13 protein-coding genes are annotated in these 17,071 nt (G+C 42.3%); 12 read left to right on the top strand and 1 reads right to left on the bottom strand.

All coding sequences use genetic code 11. The annotated features are described in order from the left end of the window. Positions 1-40: 40 nt before the first annotated feature. The 9 genes from ACKWCA_RS22965 (at position 41) to ACKWCA_RS22925 (ending at position 13,289) form a co-directional block, all read left to right on the top strand. Complete coding sequence (locus ACKWCA_RS22965) at positions 41-535, top strand: hypothetical protein (protein WP_413980590.1); 495 nt, start codon at positions 41-43, stop codon at positions 533-535. A gap of 215 nt (positions 536-750) precedes the next feature. After that, complete coding sequence (locus tag ACKWCA_RS22960; protein WP_413980589.1) at positions 751-1,326, top strand: cob(I)yrinic acid a,c-diamide adenosyltransferase; 576 nt, start codon at positions 751-753, stop codon at positions 1,324-1,326. 125 nt (positions 1,327-1,451) lie between these two features. After that, positions 1,452-1,676, top strand: a complete 225-nt coding sequence (locus tag ACKWCA_RS22955; RefSeq protein WP_013994285.1) for a DUF2795 domain-containing protein — start codon at positions 1,452-1,454, stop codon at positions 1,674-1,676. Positions 1,677-1,881: 205 nt separating this feature from the next. After that, positions 1,882-5,244: a preprotein translocase subunit SecA gene (secA, locus tag ACKWCA_RS22950; protein WP_413980588.1), complete on the top strand. Its 3,363-nt coding sequence runs from the start codon at positions 1,882-1,884 to the stop codon at positions 5,242-5,244. A gap of 135 nt (positions 5,245-5,379) precedes the next feature. Continuing rightward, entirely contained in the window at positions 5,380-6,774 is a 1,395-nt protein-coding gene (locus ACKWCA_RS22945) for a Gfo/Idh/MocA family oxidoreductase (RefSeq protein ID WP_413980587.1), read from the top strand. Positions 6,775-6,997: 223 nt separating this feature from the next. Continuing rightward, positions 6,998-8,212 carry a sensor histidine kinase gene (locus tag ACKWCA_RS22940; RefSeq protein ID WP_413980586.1) on the top strand — a complete coding sequence of 405 codons (1,215 nt, stop codon included), beginning with the start codon at positions 6,998-7,000 and terminating at the stop codon, positions 8,210-8,212. A gap of 77 nt (positions 8,213-8,289) precedes the next feature. Further along, complete coding sequence (locus tag ACKWCA_RS22935; protein ID WP_413980585.1) at positions 8,290-10,824, top strand: M14 family zinc carboxypeptidase; 2,535 nt, start codon at positions 8,290-8,292, stop codon at positions 10,822-10,824. Between the two features lie 28 nt (positions 10,825-10,852). After that, the gene (locus tag ACKWCA_RS22930; RefSeq protein WP_413980584.1) at positions 10,853-11,587 is read left to right on the top strand and encodes a class I SAM-dependent methyltransferase; all 735 of its coding nucleotides are present in this window, start codon (positions 10,853-10,855) and stop codon (positions 11,585-11,587) included. A gap of 109 nt (positions 11,588-11,696) precedes the next feature. Then, complete coding sequence (locus ACKWCA_RS22925) at positions 11,697-13,289, top strand: amidohydrolase family protein (RefSeq protein WP_413980583.1); 1,593 nt, start codon at positions 11,697-11,699, stop codon at positions 13,287-13,289. 255 nt (positions 13,290-13,544) lie between these two features. Here the strand turns inward: ACKWCA_RS22925 and ACKWCA_RS22920 are convergent, their stop codons facing one another. Continuing rightward, positions 13,545-13,832, bottom strand: coding sequence for a hypothetical protein (locus ACKWCA_RS22920; protein WP_413980582.1), 288 nt, complete (start codon positions 13,830-13,832; stop codon positions 13,545-13,547). 417 nt (positions 13,833-14,249) lie between these two features. On the opposite strand from ACKWCA_RS22920, the gene ACKWCA_RS22915 reads away from it, so the two are divergent. The 3 genes from ACKWCA_RS22915 to ACKWCA_RS22905 all read left to right on the top strand — a co-directional run bounded on the left by ACKWCA_RS22915 (position 14,250) and on the right by ACKWCA_RS22905 (position 17,067). After that, entirely contained in the window at positions 14,250-15,830 is a 1,581-nt protein-coding gene (locus tag ACKWCA_RS22915) for a hypothetical protein (RefSeq protein WP_413980581.1), read from the top strand. Positions 15,831-15,919: 89 nt separating this feature from the next. After that, positions 15,920-16,291, top strand: a complete 372-nt coding sequence (locus ACKWCA_RS22910; protein WP_413980580.1) for a VOC family protein — start codon at positions 15,920-15,922, stop codon at positions 16,289-16,291. A 68-nt stretch (positions 16,292-16,359) separates the two neighbouring features. Further along, positions 16,360-17,067 (top strand): helix-turn-helix transcriptional regulator, encoded by a 708-nt coding sequence (locus ACKWCA_RS22905; RefSeq protein WP_413980579.1) that lies wholly within the window; start codon positions 16,360-16,362, stop codon positions 17,065-17,067. Positions 17,068-17,071 lie beyond the last annotated feature (4 nt).

The following is a 17,071-nucleotide window of genomic DNA, read 5'->3' as shown; positions in this document are numbered from 1 at the left end:
TTATACAAACTGATCTTGATATCCCAAAAACAAGAATTAAATGTACCGACTCAAGGCTCACATCAACCACCTTTTGACAGCCACCAATCAACATGGTGTTCATTCACCCTTTGTCTATTCATTTGTAACCCGATGTTTATATGCCAAACCCAAATTTGAAGGCTCTAAGACTATGGGCGTTCTCTTAAAATCCATTGCTTTTTTCAAGATAAAAACCCTAGACTTAATTACTGAAAATCAGCCTATTGAAAGGCAAATCAGAAAAGAATTCGACCTAAGGATCGGTCAACAGAAATGTTATGATTTGATCTACTTCGATGAAGCGTCAAAGGTCGAGTTGAACGCTCAAAAAAATAGTATTCACAATGACAGTATACTACTCATAGACAACATACATACTACCAAGGATAGAACCGAATTATGGAATTCCCTCAAGCAAAATACTACAGTGACCGTTTCCATTGACCTATTTTACTGCGGACTTCTTTTTTTCCGAAAAGAGCAGGCGAAAGAACATTTTAAGATTCGGATTTAATCCACTAAATTGAAGATTCAACTTCGAAGACATGGAGAGTAAAACAACATATATAATAATCGGAGTGCTTTTCTCAATATACGTGGTCATTTCGATGATGAACCGTCGAAAAGCCAAAACACGGAATTCCCGTAAATTCATGGACGGATATAAACGAAAGGACAAGGAAGCCGAGAAGTAAAGCGCCTGTTCACAGTCATTCTTGAACACAATAAATGAAGATCTATACAAAAACCGGGGATAAAGGCACTACAGCCCTGTTTGGAGGAACCAGAGTAGCGAAGCATCACATACGTATCGATAGCTACGGCACTGTAGATGAGCTGAATTCGTGGTTGGGCCTCATACGCGACCAAGACATCGATGTCTCCTCTAAAGAGACGTTGACCTTGATCCAAAGCAAATTATTTACCGTTGGAGCCATCCTGGCGACGGATCCAGAAAAGATGTTGTTAAAAAACGGTAAGGAACGTTTGAACATTCCTAAAATAGTCGATGCGGATATCGAACTCCTTGAAACCAAAATGGATTCAATGGATGAAAAGTTACCCCCAATGACCCATTTTATCCTTCCCGGTGGTCACACAACAGTGTCATATTGTCATATCGCCAGAACCGTATGTCGCCGAGCGGAACGTTTAGTGACTCAATTACACGAAAATGTACCGGTAGATCTCCAGGTTTTGGTTTACTTGAACCGCCTCTCGGATTACCTCTTCGTCTTGGCACGAAAATTGTCTTCAGACTTACATGCGAATGAGATAAAATGGATTCCTGAAAAAAAAGACTAATAAATCCGTAATTTCTTCGTTATCCATGTATTGAAAGCAAAATAATTTCATAAAAAATGCCAATTCACTTGGCTATTTCGTTTTAAAAATTACTTTTGCAAAAATTTTAAAATCAAACTTTAACCATGTATTGGACATTAGAATTAGCATCCTATTTAAGTGATGCGCCATGGCCCGCCACAAAAGACGAATTAATCGATTACTCAATTCGTACAGGTGCTCCATTGGAGGTTGTTGAAAACCTGCAGTCAATGGAAGAAGAAGGAGGTGAGATCTATGAGTCTATAGAAGAAATCTGGCCGGACTATCCCACGGAAGAAGACTACCTCTGGAACGAGGACGAGTATTAAGATATTTTAGCGTAATTGAAATGAAAAAAGTCTCCTAGGAGGCTTTTTTTTTATGTAATTTTGGCAGGTAATGCGCCAGTTTAGGCGTCGATAGTAAACTGGAATGCCTTTTGCTCACCTAGAGGCATCACGATTCTAATGAAGATAAAGTGCTGCAATGATTCAAAGGCTTGCACGGCGCTTTCCAAATAACTAAAACAATAGTATGAGTTTTATAAATTCAGTTTTAAAGGCATTTGTGGGTGACAAGTCACAAAAAGATGTCAAGGCCCTTCAACCTTTGGTCAAAGAAATCAAGTCTTTTGAAACTTCACTCGAGAACTTAAGCCACGACGAGCTAAGAAACAAGACCGCCGAGTTCAAGGCCCGTATCAAAAAAGACCGATTGGACCTTGATACCCAAATCGCAGAATTGGAAGAGGAAGTGAAGGTATCTACCGATATTGACAAGAACGAGGATATTTATTCCGAAATCGATCGGCTTAAGGAAGAAGCGTATAGCATATCCGAAAAAACATTGAATGACCTACTCCCTGAAGCTTTCGCTGTAGTAAAGGAGACTGCAAAACGCTTCGTTCATAACACCACCATAGAAGTGACCGCTTCGGAATACGACAGGGAACTTTCCGGAGATAAAAATTACGTAACCTTGGATGGTGACAAAGCGATTTGGAGCAACTCATGGGACGCTGCAGGGAAAGAGGTAACCTGGGACATGATTCACTATGATGTGCAGCTTATCGGAGGCATAGCCCTACACCAAGGTAAAATCGCGGAAATGCAGACGGGTGAAGGTAAAACCTTAGTGGCTACCCTCCCGCTCTATTTGAACGCCCTTACCGGAAATGGTGCCCATTTGGTCACCGTGAACGATTACCTGGCCAAACGTGACAGCGCGTGGATGGCTCCCATTTTCCAATTTCATGGATTATCCGTAGACTGCATCGATTACCATAGACCTAATTCCGATGGTCGCAGGGCAGCTTACAATGCCGATATAACCTACGGAACGAATAATGAATTCGGTTTTGATTACCTCAGGGATAATATGGCCCATACGCCAAAAGACTTGGTACAACGACCCCACAACTACGCCATAGTCGATGAAGTGGATTCCGTTTTAGTAGACGACGCCCGTACCCCCTTGATTATTTCAGGTCCTGTACCTGAGGGAGACCGCCATGAGTTCAACGAGCTTAAACCCAAAATTTCGGATATCGTTCAAAAGCAAAGGCAACATCTGACCGGTGTTCTTGCCGAAGCGAAAAAATCAATCGCTTCAGGAGATACCAAAGAAGGCGGGTTCTTGTTGCTCCGTGTATTTAGAGGCCTACCAAAGAACAAGGCCCTCATCAAATTCTTGAGCGAAGAAGGCATCAAGCAATTGCTACAGAAGACCGAGAACTTCTACATGCAAGACAACAATCGCGAAATGCCCAAAGTCGATGAAGATCTACTCTTTGTTATCGATGAAAAAAACAATCAGATCGAACTGACCGATAAGGGGGTGGAATATATCTCAGGGGTCGAAGACAATGACTTTTTCATTATGCCCGATATCGGTAGTGAAATTGCTCAAATCGAAAACCAAAATCTAGATATCGAGAAAGAGGCGGAACTGAAAGAAGAGCTCTTCAAAGACTTCACCGTTAAAAGTGAACGTATCCACACGATGAGCCAATTGCTCAAAGCCTATACCCTTTTCGAAAAAGATGTGGAGTATGTGGTCATGGAAAATAAGGTGATGATCGTTGATGAGCAAACGGGCCGTATTATGGACGGTCGACGCTATTCCGACGGATTACATCAGGCCATTGAGGCTAAGGAAAATGTAAAAATCGAGGCATTGACCCAAACTTTTGCCACGGTGACCTTACAGAATTATTTTCGAATGTACGGTAAACTGGCAGGTATGACCGGTACCGCGGTAACCGAGGCTGGTGAATTCTGGGAAATCTATAAACTTGATGTTGTTGAGATTCCGACCAACCGCCCGATAGCCCGTGATGACCGCAACGATTTGATTTACAAAACAAAACGAGAAAAATACAATGCCATCATCGAAGAAGTGACCAAACTCTCAAAAGATGGCCGACCGGTCTTGATCGGTACTACTTCGGTAGAGATATCGGAATTGCTCTCAAGAATGTTGACCATTAGAAAAGTACCACACAATGTACTGAACGCGAAATTACATAAAAAGGAAGCTGACGTAGTTGCCGAGGCTGGTAAGTCCGGAGTGGTGACCATAGCCACCAACATGGCCGGTAGGGGAACCGATATCAAACTCTCGGATGAAGTGAAAGCCGCCGGAGGATTGGCGATTGTCGGTACAGAGCGTCACGATTCACGACGTGTTGACCGTCAGCTGAGAGGACGTTCCGGACGTCAAGGAGATCCCGGAAGCTCTCAATTCTATGTTTCATTGGAAGATAACCTGATGCGCCTTTTCGGTTCGGATCGAGTTGCCAAAATGATGGATAAAATGGGACTGGAAGAAGGTGAGGTCATTCAACATTCGATGATGACCAAGTCGATTGAACGGGCCCAGAAAAAAGTAGAGGAAAATAACTTCGGAGTGCGTAAGCGACTTTTGGAATATGACGATGTGATGAACGCGCAACGGGAAGTTGTCTACAAGCGTAGGCGCCATGCATTGCAAGGAGAACGCTTACAGGTCGATATTGCCAACATGGTCTACGATACTTGTGAGGTGATTACGGATACGAACAAAGCGGCAAGCGATTTCAAAAACTTCGAATTCGAGTTGATCAAATACTTTTCGATTACCTCACCCGTAACGGAGGAGGAATTCGGCAAATTTACGGTACAGGATATTTCCAACAAGGTGTACAAACATGCCTATGATCATTACCAAGATAAAATTCAGCGGAATGCAGAGACTGCCTTTCCGGTAATCAAACAAGTGTACGAAGATGCCACCAACAAGTTTGAACGCATCGTTGTTCCTTTCACCGACGGTATAAAAACCTTGAATGTGGTCACGAACTTAAAAGAGGCCTATGAAAGTAATGGAAAGCAGTTGGTCACCGATTTTGAGAAAAACATCACGCTCGCCATCATAGACGATGCTTGGAAGACCCATCTGCGTAAAATGGATGAGTTGAAGCAATCGGTTCAACTGGCCGTACATGAACAAAAAGACCCGCTCTTGATATACAAATTCGAGGCGTTCGAACTGTTCAAGAGTATGATCGACAAGGTCAATAAAGAAGTGGTTTCGTTCTTGTTCAAAGGCGAATTACCAAGCGGTAACCCAAACGAGATTAGAGAAGAACGCAATGTTCGTAGACCAAAAGAGAATTTGCAAACGAGCAAAGAGGAGATTCCGAACAGTGATGAAAGGGCTGCTCAAAGTCGGGCCATTGCTCAAAATCAGGGAGGTCGACCTGCGATTACTGAAACCATAGTACGGGAAAAGCCAAAAATCGGTAGAAACGATCGTGTTACCATAAAAAATATTATGAGTGGCGAAAGCAAAGTGGTCAAGTACAAACAAGCAGAGCCCCTCATCAATAAAGGGGAATGGGTCTTGACAGACCAATAACACCTATTAAAACAATGTTATAAAAGCGAGCGACCCATTGATTGGGCCGCCCGCTTTTACTTTTGTCACCGAGCTAACTGCCTCGTCAGGTATTCATGAAAATTCAATAACTTTAAGGGATTTCAAAAAATAGCCATGACGACTTCGAGAAGAAAATTTTTGACCTCTATTAGCATGTTGACCGCCACTACTGCCCTGCCCTTACATGCATTTAGTTTCGGAACCAAAAAAAAACTAAAAGTAGCTCTTGTCGGTACCGGTATTCGCGGTACTACGTTCTGGGGGAAGCGCCTTGTTGATGAATATTCGGATATACTGGAGTTTGTAGGGCTTAGCGATATCAATCCGAGTCGCTTGGAATATGGTAAAAAATTCATTGGAGCCAAATGTCCCACCTTTGTCGATTTCGATGAGATGATGAAAACCACGGACCCCGACCTATTGATCGTGACCACAAAAGATTCTACGCATCACGAGTTTATTATAAAAGGATTGGAAATGGGATGTGATGTTCTGACCGAAAAACCATTGACCATTGACGAGACCAAATGCCAAGCAATTTTAGAGGCGGAGAAGAAATCAAGTAAGAATCTAATCGTTGGTTTCAACTATCGATGGAGTCCATATGCCACGGAAATCAAAAAACTGCTCAAAGACAAGTCCATAGGAAAATTGGTTTCCGTTGATTTTCACTGGTACCTAAACACCTATCACGGAGCTTCCTATTTCAGAAGGTGGCATGGTGAAATGAATAGTGGCGGTTCACTCTGGGTGCATAAGGCTACGCATCATTTTGATCTGTTGAACTGGTGGATCAATTCAGAACCAAGTGAAGTCTTTGCCTATGGCGATTTGGAGTTCTACGGCTCGAACGGCCCCTTTCGAGGAAAAAACTGTCGAAGCTGCGACCACAAGAGTGAATGCAATTTTTATTGGGATATTACAAAAGATAAGCGTTCAAAAGAATTATATGTAGACCATGAACATGAAGATGGTTACCTACGTGATAACTGCCTCTTCAGGGAAAATATCGATATCTATGATAAGATGTCGGCCCAAATCAAGTACGCGAACAAAGTGGTTGTAAATTATTCCCTTACTACCTACTCACCCTTTGAAGGTTGGCGGGTTTCATTCAACGGTACCAAAGGACGATTGGAAGCTTGGTTGGACATTCCCTACAATGAAAACATCAAGATAGATCAAGCTGAAATGCACACGAGGGAAATGGAGCAAACAAAAGAAATGAAAGTAGACAAGCAACCTATTATTTTACACAATTTATGGAAAGACCATGAAACTCTTTCCGTGAACGTCGAACGAAATGGACATGGAGGTGGAGATGGTCGATTGCAAGATAAAATCTTCAAGACCCCAGAGATTGAGGATGAATTCGGTCGCGGAGCGGGTATACGAGATGGGGCAATGTCCATTTTAATCGGAATAGCCGCTCGAAGAAGTATTGAGCAGGGCAAGGCCATTAAGATTGCCAATCTTACAGAGCTTACGCCCAAGGTGAAACGATCATAAATTCCAGGACTGAAAGAATACGTCCGAAGTGACACTGAATTCGTAACTATAATAGCGTTTACGAATGATAGGCTTTGATTCTAAAATTCCAAAAATGAACGGAAAACTAGTTATATATGCTAAAACATATTTAGTTTTACCACAAAGACGGATTTGACCATCAAAGCCGAAAATAAGGGAACCCCCGACGGAGTTCATTTCCTGAATACCTAATAAGACCGCTATGAAATCAACTATAAAACCAACGGAACGACTTGCTAACAAGGCACGTTTAGTGCTACGGGTAAATTATTTCACTTCCTTTTTCTCTATACTTTTTTGTTGTATCTGTCTTTTTATGCTTGACATCACGCAAGTCATCCCCTGGATATTTCTCAGCTTCGGGATACTCAACCTTATCAATACGCTCCTGTATTATCTACATAAAAATCTAACGCTAACCTACAATATCGTTTCCATTATGACCCTAGCGGGTGCAAGTATTATTACCTTATATAGTGGAGGTATCAATAGCCCCTTTATCTTTGTGTTGGCATTGATCGTAGTAGCAGGTTATGTAACTACCAAAAAGTACGGAACCCTTTACCTAAATCTCAACTTATTGATCATTGTATTGATCTATTCCCAAAGTATCGCTGATTTTAGTTTTGCCACGAATGTGATTCCCGCAAAATCAAAAGATATCTTTGCGCTGCTCAGTGTTCTGTTTTCAGTTTACTTGTTAGGGGGCGTATTTGGAAAGAACCTATTACATGCCCATCATACCTTGTACAAGACCAAAGATAAATTAGAGGCGAAGATCAATGAAAAGGAAACCTTGCTGAAGGAAGTGCACCACCGTGTCAAAAACAACCTTCAAACCGTATCCAGTCTACTCAGCTTACAGGCTAGAAACGTGGATGACATAGAAACAAAGACCCTATTAAAAAATAGTCAGAACAGGGTTATTGCTATGGCCATGGTTCATGAAATGCTGTACATGCGAGAAGACATAGCTAAAATAGGTTACCAGTCGTACGTTGAGGAACTAGCCGAATACTTGGTACGCTCCATCAAAGGAACCAGTAAGAATATTACACTTGATATTGACATACCTAATGTGAAACTCAATATCGATACGGCCATTCCGCTGGGCCTATTGATTAATGAGGCGGTGACCAATGCGTTAAAATATGGCATAGTGGACGACAGTCAGGGAGTCATCTTCATTCGATTGCGAAAAGGCGATTTTGATGAATATGTACTTAATATCGGCGATACCGGAGTCGGCTTCTCTGAAACCATCAACCATAAAACCACCAAATCACTGGGACTGAAACTCATACACAACCTAGCGCGTCAGCTTCATGGTTCCATCATGCGTGATATTACCAAAAAGGGCACACATTACATCGTGAAGTTCAAGGAAATCCACCAACAGATACCCTCCGTGGCCTAGGTAATTCTTTCTGCGTTCAGCAAGGGGTTTCGGTCTATTATACCTATATTTAATACGACTAATTAATCTACTCCTTCATGTTCAAAAAATTACTCCTTTTGGTGCTGTTCGTCAGTACATCAATTCATGCTCAAGACTACTTTTTCAAGAAATTCCATCCCTTTAACCAATCAATTCCAAGTCCAGAAGAGTTTTTGGGTTATGGAATCGGGGAACATCACACACGCCATGACCTGATTGTGGCTTATTTGACCAAGCTGGCCGAAACTTCGGATAGGGCCTCTATTTACCAATATGGAGCCACTCATGAAGGACGGAAGTTGGTCATGCTAACCATTACCTCGCCCGAAAACCTATCGAATCTATCCCAATTGAAAGAGCAGCATTTGGCATTTACAGATCCGACCAAAACGGTTTCAAACTATAATGAAGTACCCATCTTTATCAATTTGGCGTATAACGTTCATGGAAATGAGCCCTCTAGTTCAGAAGCCGCTTTGCTTACCGCCTATACCTTTGCCGCATCGAACAACCCGGAAATATTGAGATACCTTGAGAATGCCGTTATCATGATCGACCCGACCATCAATCCTGATGGCCGTGATCGCCATACCCAATGGGCGAATACGTATCAAGGTACGCCGAATGTATCGGACCCGCAGGATGCGGAACATAACGAATACTGGCCTGGCGGGCGAACCAATCACTACTGGTTTGACCTCAACCGTGATTGGTTATTGGCGATACACCCTGAAAGTCAAGGCAAACTGAAATGGTTTCACGAATGGTATCCGAACGTGGTCACCGATTTTCATGAAATGGGCTCGAATGCGACGTACTTCTTTGAGCCCATGAAGGTTAATGGATCTTTAGATCCTATTATGCCCAAGGAAAACTACGAAGACCTGAATAACATGTTTGGCGCTGAATTCGCCAAGGCCTTAGACAGTATTGGTTCTTTCTACTTCACCAAAGAAGTATTTGACGGTACCTATCCGGGTTATGGCTCGTCGTATCCGGATATGCAAGGAGGGTTAGGCCTTCTCTTCGAACAAGCCAGTTCAAGAGGACATGAGCAAAAGACCGCCTTTGGAAAAATAACATTTCCCTTCACCATTCGCAACCAGTATACATCAGGTATTACAACAGTAAAGACAGCGGTAGCGAACAAAGCCTATATGCGCAAGTATCAGCAGAATTTCTTTAAAAGCGCACTGACCATAGCGGGTAAAAGTAAAATTCGAGGATACGAATTCGGTGATGCATATGATGCGAATAGAACCAAGGCTTTTATCGATAAACTATTACAACATCAAATCGACGTGTATAAATCGGGAAATCGATATGTGGTGCCTACCAAACAAGCTCAGTATCGTATGGTACAAACGATGTTCGAAACCTATACCAAATATCGGGATAGCGTTTACTATGATGCCTCGGCCTGGTCAGTAGGTAACTTTTACAACATGAAATACAAGGCGGTAAATACGTTGAATCTTGGAGAAAAAGTTGAAAGTACCGAAACAGTGGTCTCGGTCGCGCCGGTTCAAAAATCGGACTACGCCTATATTCTCGATTGGGATGATTACAACGCACCCGCAGCCTTGCATTACCTTCAAGAAAAAGGCTTAGTCCTGTCGTCAAGCTTCAAACCATTCACGGCGCAAAGTGGGAATAACTCCAAAAGTTTCGGCTACGGGGCCCTAGTGCTTCCAGTAAGTCTTCAAAAAAAGGATTCCGATGAAATCTTCGCCCTGTTGCAGACGGCCCAAGAGAAATTTCAAATACCGATGTATGGGGTTGATTCGGGCTATAGTCTTAAAGGAATCGATCTCGGCAGTAGATACATACAACCGGTAAGTAAAGTGAAAGCGGCCATGCTGATCGGTACCGGTACGCGTTCTTATGAGGCAGGCGAAGTTTGGCACCTTTTAGATACCAGAGTTCACATGCCCATCACGAAAATACCACTTAGGAACTTCAATCGGATCAATTTAGATAAATACACCACGCTCGTCATGGTATCCGGAAGATATAATCTCAGTAAGAAGCAGCAAGAGAAAATCAAGCAATGGGTAAATAAGGGGAATACCCTTATTACTATTGGTACGGCATCCAAATGGGCGATTGAAAAAAAATTGGTCAAAGAAAAATTGACGGATGTAGAACGGGACTCCCTAACCAAAGACAGTACGAAGATCACCGAGCGTAAGCCCTATGTAGATGCACCTGAAAATCTTGGAAAAGAAAGCGTAGGTGGTATTATTCTAAGGGTAGATCTTGATACGACACATCCCTTGGCATTTGGGTATCGTGACAAAACGATTCCCGTGTACAAAAATAATACGGTCTGGTTGGCCCCTAGTAAAAACGAATACGCCACTGTAGCCAAATACTCAAGAAAACCGCTGATCGATGGGTTTATTACGGACGAGAACCGCGACGAGAATTTAAAGCCTTCGGCTTCATTAATCGTGAGCAAAGTAGGTAGCGGAAGAGTCGTGCTGTTTGCTGACAATCCTAATTTTCGAGGTAGTTGGTATGGCACAAATCGCCTCTTTTTGAATGCATTGTTCCTAGGAAATAAAATCTCTGTCCCATCAAGGGATTGACCATCTTTTACTCCTTTAAGAGAGACCCATGTCAAAGGAAAAAATAGTAGCGGCCTATGAAGACTTAGCGGACAGTTATAATGAACTGATCGATCACAAACCGCACAATGCTTATTATGACCGCCCGAATACGCTCAAATTGCTTGCAGGGGTACAAGGATCGGAGATTCTTGATGCAGCCTGTGGTCCGGGTAAGTATGCCGAGGTTTTGACCAGTATGGGCGCTACGGTAACCGGGTTCGATATCAGCCCAAAAATGGTAGCGCACGCAAAAAGGCGCAATGCGGGTTCCGGTTATTTTTTTGTGCATGATTTGGCACACCCGCTTGACATGCTCGATGACGAGTCTTTTGATCATATTGTTTGTGCGCTGGCGATGCATTATCTGGAAGATTGGAATTCAACGATACAAGAGTTCCATCGTGTACTCAAACCAAATGGTAGCCTCGTATTATCCATTGAGCATCCATTTTTCGAATTTCTGTATTTCAAATCTAAAAAGTACTTTGAGGTAGAATCCGTAAATGCCACTTGGTCCGGTTTTGGAAAACCGACTCAGGTGTACAGTTACCGCAGATCACTCCATGACTGTATTGCACCACTGACAGGCAATGGATTTTACATTGACCAACTTATAGAGCCTAAACCGGTAGCCGAATTTGAAAAAAGAGATCCTAGGCATTTTAAGGAACTGAATGAGTTCCCTGGCTTTATACACATACGAGCCATCAAAAAACCTTTGGAATTCAAATATAAAACGTGATGAATTGTTTCGACTTCGAAACCGGCTTCCTTCGGTTGACGATGATTACTTTGAAAATGCAATGACAAATCGAAATGCTAAAAAGAAAGAACAACAAAAACCAAAATCAATGAAAAGAAAATCCAACCTAATTTTTCTGCTACTTTGTTTAGTGGCCATCTGTCAAACCATCGCCCAATCCGCCGAAGGCGATGGGCCCCATTCACAACTCATCATACGCGGGGTCATGCTTGTCAATGGAAATGGTGCTCCACCTCAAGGCCCGATTGACATTGTAGTTGAAAAGAACATCATCAAAAACATACAGGTAGTCGGTTATGATGGGGTACCTATTGATGAATCTAAAAGACCGAAGTTAAAAGCTGGAGGCAAAGAACTCGACTGCAACGGAATGTATCTCATGCCCGGCTTTGTTGATATGCACGGCCACATTGGTGGAAAAGCCCAAGGGGCCGAACCGGAATATGTCTTTAGACTTTGGATGGGCCATGGGATAACCAGTGTACGTGAGCCCAGTGGTCGCGGTGTTGATTTTACTATGGATCTCAAAAGAAAAAGTGCTAAAAACGAAATCGTGGCACCTCGTATTTTTGCCTATACTGGTTTTGGGCAAACAAGCTCGAGCTTCAATCCATTGAACGACATTCCAATTTCGAAACCCGAACAGGCACGGGAATGGGTCCGTGCCAATGCCAAGAAAGGTGCGGATGGCATCAAGTTTTTTGGTGCTGAGCCCGAAATCATGGCAGCGGCTTTGGATGAAAATAAAAAATTGGGACTTGGTTCCGCATGCCATCATGCGCAACTAAGTGTGGCGCGATGGAACGTATTGCATTCGGCACGCGCCGGATTGACCTCCATGGAACACTGGTACGGGCTTCCGGAGGCACTTTTTGACGACCGAACGGTACAAGATTACCCTTTAGACTATAATTATCAAAATGAACAACACCGATTTGAAAATGCAGGCAAGCTCTGGGCACAAGCGGCTAAGCCTTATTCTGAGCATTGGGAAAATGTGATGACCGAATTATTGGGACTTGATTTCACCCTAGATCCAACCTTTAACATCTACGAGGCAAGTCGCGACTTACAGCGTGCCAGACGTGCCGAATGGCACGAAAACTACACCTTGCCTTCATTGTGGGAATTCTACCAGCCAAGCAAAATATCACACGGAAGTTATTGGCATGACTGGGGTACCGAGCAAGAAGTGGCCTGGAGACAAAATTTCAGTCTTTGGATGACCTTCATCAACGAGTATAAAAATCGAGGTGGGCGCGTCACGACAGGTTCCGATTCAGGATTCATCTTTCAACTCTATGGCTTCGCTTACATTCGGGAGTTAGAGTTATTACGTGAAGCGGGTTTTCATCCGTTGGAGGTAATCCGTTCCGCAACCTTGAATGGTGCCGAGGCCTTAGGATGGGATGACAAAATAGGTTCCGTAGCTATCGGGAAACTAGCTGATTTTGTTGTGGTCGACGCCAATCCGTTAAAAAACCTAAAGGTGCTTTATGGTACGGGGGCTATTAAATTGACGGAAAAAAACGAAGTCATTCGTGAAGGAGGTGTAAAGTATACGATTAAAGATGGTATCATTTACGACTCCAAAGCCCTATTACAAGAAGTGAAAGACATGGTAGATGCCGAAAAGGCTAGAACAGGTTTTAAAATTCTGCAACCAGGCATCAAAGAATAAAGATCAATAGTGTGGTCTGCATCCAATAGAGTATGCAAATTCACGGACTTAAGTGAAAGAACCAAAAGCCCCACTTTCCAATTAAGGGAAGTGGGGCATTTTTTTCTAGTAGTACTGCTTATTTACGAACTCGTACTTTAATTGGTCGTACTTGCATTTGTGGTCTTAGGGAGTCTATAATAAAACCTCCTATTAAAAGAGCGGGAATAACAATTGTGAAAAATACCATAGCGTTAAAATTTATACTGTTATTGATTATGCCATTCTGGCTTTGTTTCTTTTCGTTGTGAATGTCAATGCTTTCTTGATTCTCGAATTCTTGAATTTGTATAGACGTGCAATCCTTTTTTTATTCGCAAACTCAACTTCATTATTATAGGAAGCAATAACAATGCCACTATCCAATAGACTATCCATTTTAAGGGTTGTAACTTGTTCATACGCTTCGATTTGAGGGTGGACATCGGATGTTACTTTACCCGAATTGGCCAAAGCTGAAGTTCCGAATACGATAACTGACAAAATGGTTAAAATAGGTTTCATGACTTGTATTTGGGTGATACTAAGATAACCCCGTCAAAGGCACAGAACTCTTCATAACTCGCTGAATGTCAATTCTATTCGATATGGTGTAAAAATCAGGACAAAGTGTAAAAAAGTGTCGATAAACGTTTTGACCCTTAGAAACACCTTACCGATAAGACCCGTCTTTTATCCGGGTTTTTCCGAGGAATATAGTACCCTGACACCCTTCAGAAAAAGATAGTTGTCCAATGGAAAGAAATTAACTCTTCGCATTTTCAGGCAGCTAAGGGAAGAGCTGGTTCAGATATTACAGAAAACCTTTTCACAGCTACTACTTAAACAAACCCAGTCTGGGTTTCAGGTTTGCCAAAAATTACCTATTTTACTGGCGAAAGGTGCTTACCGCTAACCAAAAGTTCTTCTCATCGGAACACCATGAAAAAAAAATACGGCTTTCTCTTTCTGTCTTTATTGGGCATTGCAGTGTTCATATACCTAGGTAGTAGCAACAGGGTGGATCCCGCTTGGATAGGAATGGGCCCCAAACTAGATGCGCAATACCTAACTTTGGCAAAGGCGAAAGACTCTACGGCAATACTATTTGAAGAAATACACGGTAGGCCAGCCACTCAAAAGGATATTAGGACTCGCTTGGCCAATCCTTTTATACCCTCTGTTGAATTTTCAAAATTTCAGTACTATACCCAAGAGGTGGTCCAAAACAGATTTGCGGTATTTTCAAGCGTTATAGGCAGTGGAACCTCAACCTTGATCGATCGCCTAGCAAGATTCATAGCTACGGATGAATCTCATATGCTGCGTGTTTTTGGCGCTGTGAACTTCGATATGGAATACCATCGCCAATTTATTGGTGAAGAAGTCAACGGGGTATGGAAACAAGGCTTACTCCTTGATTTTTTTGAACGTTGTCTGGCAAATCCAGATAAAAAATTCGTCATGGTCTTCAATGATATTCATAAAATAGAACCGGAAACTTTTTTTGGTCAAAAATTGTGGTACAAATTATATGATCGGGATGTACATGCCCAAATTGGCGGAAAGACGATTGTAATTCCTCCCAACTTTCACATGATATCGGTAGCACATGTGATTCCAAATGCCAAAGTGCTGCTGACAGAAGACCATTACCGCAGGATAGGAAAACTGTATCGTATCGAACCGGACGATACTGAACTTATCTTTTATCTACGAGGGAAATTGAGCGATAAACAGCAACCCTTATCCGAATCGGCTAAAGCGAAACCCTTCGTATACACCTTCAATAGAGCCAACCAGATCATCTCCGAGAAGTTCAACAAAAGCTACACCGTTGGGCAATGGAGTAATCTTAGGAAATTATACGATAAGAACGATATGAATCCGCTACTTGATTACTTTGTGGCCCATGTAAACAGTTTCGCGCCTAGAAATGAGATGGTTCGGGCCGATTTGCAACCCATTGAATATGCCGTCAAGAATGAAGGAAAATTATCGGGCAGTAACTTTTTTAGCACTCAATTCAAAAATCTGGAGGAAAAAGGTTTTTTAACCGAATTTATCGTGGGGCTCTCCTTTATTATCATATCGGCCCTCTCAAGCTTCTTCATTTTCAAGCGAAGGGAAAAAATCATATCGGAGCAGATTGTTATGGTCAACAAACTGTTTCGGGAATTCGAATCGAAAACAAAGGATTATGATACTATTTCGAATGAAATCGATGACATCAAGCATAGTGTCGACCACTTGGCCCTAAAGAAAAAGATAAGCTATGAAGAGGCGACTTTTTTCTATCAATATTTCTATGACAAGACGAGAAGAATAGAAATTGCCAAAGAAGCTAGAAATCATTTCGAAGACTTGATTTATGTATCATTGGACGACGGAGTACTGTCCGACAAAGAGCATCAGAAACTCTTGGAGTTTCTCAACCGAATCAAAACCAGAATCGGAGAAACCGATTATCAACATTTCAAAGATGAAATCGATCGTATTCAGGCAACATACAGTAAAAATTAAAAATTTATCTTCCTTTATATCACCCCTGACATCTTCTGTCAATCCTCACGATATCTTTGTCCATAGTTTAACCTTTAAAGCAAAATACTATGACAAATGCAATTAGCTGGTTTGAAATTCCAGCTACCAATTATGAAAGAGCAAAATCGTTTTACACCGCCTTATTAGGAGATGTGATTACCGATCATCACATGGAAAACGGTAAATATGGTATGTTCTCTTATGACCAGGATAACAATGGCGTAGGTGGCGGCATTATGGAAATGGAAGGTGTCAAACCATCTGCCGAAGGTGTCACCATCTACCTTAACGGAGGAGATGACCTGAGTAAACCGCTGAGCCATGTAGAAAAAGCCGGGGGAAAAATCGTCATGCCCAAAACCGACATCGGAGAAAACGGATATATGGCTCAAATCATAGATACCGAGGGTAATAGAATAGCCCTGCATTCATGGAACTGACCGGTTCGACCAAAACCAAGGATAGTGGATCACCATGTGGTTCACTATCTTTGTTTTAAGCTTAGGCCATGACACAACTCGCCAGACTCATACATATATTAACGCTCTTAAAGTCAAAACGGATATTGACCGCCACCGAGCTATCCGATAGATATGAAGTAAGCATTCGAACAGTCTATAGGGATATTCAAAAGCTCATCGAGGCCGGGGTGCCGATCATCACCCTTGAAGGTCGCGGATATACTTTGATGGATGGTTACACAGTGGCTCCCGTACAATTTACAGAGAAACAGGCGAATGCCCTTATCACTGCACAACATATGGTGAGTAGAAGTAATGACTCTTCCTTAGTCAGGGATTTCGAGGAGGCCTTGACGAAAATAAAATCCGTATTTCGGTCTTCTATTTTGGAGAAAAGTGAAATGCTTGACGACAAACTCCACATCTTCGATACCCGTAAGGCCAGTATCAGCAGCAACGCCTTATCCGAGTTGCAACTGGCCATTACCAATTTCAATGCTGTCGAAATCAATTATAGAAAAGCCAACGACCCTAGTATCTCATTTCGCAAAATCGAACCTTGCGCGATTTTGTCTACCGAAAACAAGTGGATTTTAATGGCATGGTGTCATTTGAGAAAAGACTATCGCGCTTTTAGAATCGACCGTATTCAACACTTTAAGATCCTTCAGGAAAAGTTTGAAGATCGCAAGTTCAGCCTTCGCGATTATTACAAGGCGCATCCCTATAAACCAACAGCTCAGAAAAAAGCTTAGCGAA

It is taken from the genome of Maribacter corallii (assembly GCF_047345415.1).
Classification (GTDB): domain Bacteria; phylum Bacteroidota; class Bacteroidia; order Flavobacteriales; family Flavobacteriaceae; genus Maribacter_C.
Note: the sequence above shows the minus strand (reverse complement) of the source record. Positions and strands in the feature narration are given on the sequence as shown.

What these genes read in the sequence shown, in the direction of transcription:
- ACKWCA_RS22965 (WP_413980590.1), top strand. Translation starts at nt 41, where the DNA reads ATGTACCGACTCAAGGCTCACATCAACCACCTTTTGACAGCCACCAAT.
- ACKWCA_RS22960 (WP_413980589.1), top strand. Translation starts at nt 751, where the DNA reads ATGAAGATCTATACAAAAACCGGGGATAAAGGCACTACAGCCCTGTTT.
- ACKWCA_RS22955 (WP_013994285.1), top strand. Translation starts at nt 1,452, where the DNA reads ATGTATTGGACATTAGAATTAGCATCCTATTTAAGTGATGCGCCATGG.
- secA (WP_413980588.1), top strand. Translation starts at nt 1,882, where the DNA reads ATGAGTTTTATAAATTCAGTTTTAAAGGCATTTGTGGGTGACAAGTCA.
- ACKWCA_RS22945 (WP_413980587.1), top strand. Translation starts at nt 5,380, where the DNA reads ATGACGACTTCGAGAAGAAAATTTTTGACCTCTATTAGCATGTTGACC.
- ACKWCA_RS22940 (WP_413980586.1), top strand. Translation starts at nt 6,998, where the DNA reads ATGAAATCAACTATAAAACCAACGGAACGACTTGCTAACAAGGCACGT.
- ACKWCA_RS22935 (WP_413980585.1), top strand. Translation starts at nt 8,290, where the DNA reads ATGTTCAAAAAATTACTCCTTTTGGTGCTGTTCGTCAGTACATCAATT.
- ACKWCA_RS22930 (WP_413980584.1), top strand. Translation starts at nt 10,853, where the DNA reads ATGTCAAAGGAAAAAATAGTAGCGGCCTATGAAGACTTAGCGGACAGT.
- ACKWCA_RS22925 (WP_413980583.1), top strand. Translation starts at nt 11,697, where the DNA reads ATGAAAAGAAAATCCAACCTAATTTTTCTGCTACTTTGTTTAGTGGCC.
- ACKWCA_RS22920 (WP_413980582.1), bottom strand. Translation starts at nt 13,832, where the DNA reads ATGAAACCTATTTTAACCATTTTGTCAGTTATCGTATTCGGAACTTCA.
- ACKWCA_RS22915 (WP_413980581.1), top strand. Translation starts at nt 14,250, where the DNA reads ATGAAAAAAAAATACGGCTTTCTCTTTCTGTCTTTATTGGGCATTGCA.
- ACKWCA_RS22910 (WP_413980580.1), top strand. Translation starts at nt 15,920, where the DNA reads ATGACAAATGCAATTAGCTGGTTTGAAATTCCAGCTACCAATTATGAA.
- ACKWCA_RS22905 (WP_413980579.1), top strand. Translation starts at nt 16,360, where the DNA reads ATGACACAACTCGCCAGACTCATACATATATTAACGCTCTTAAAGTCA.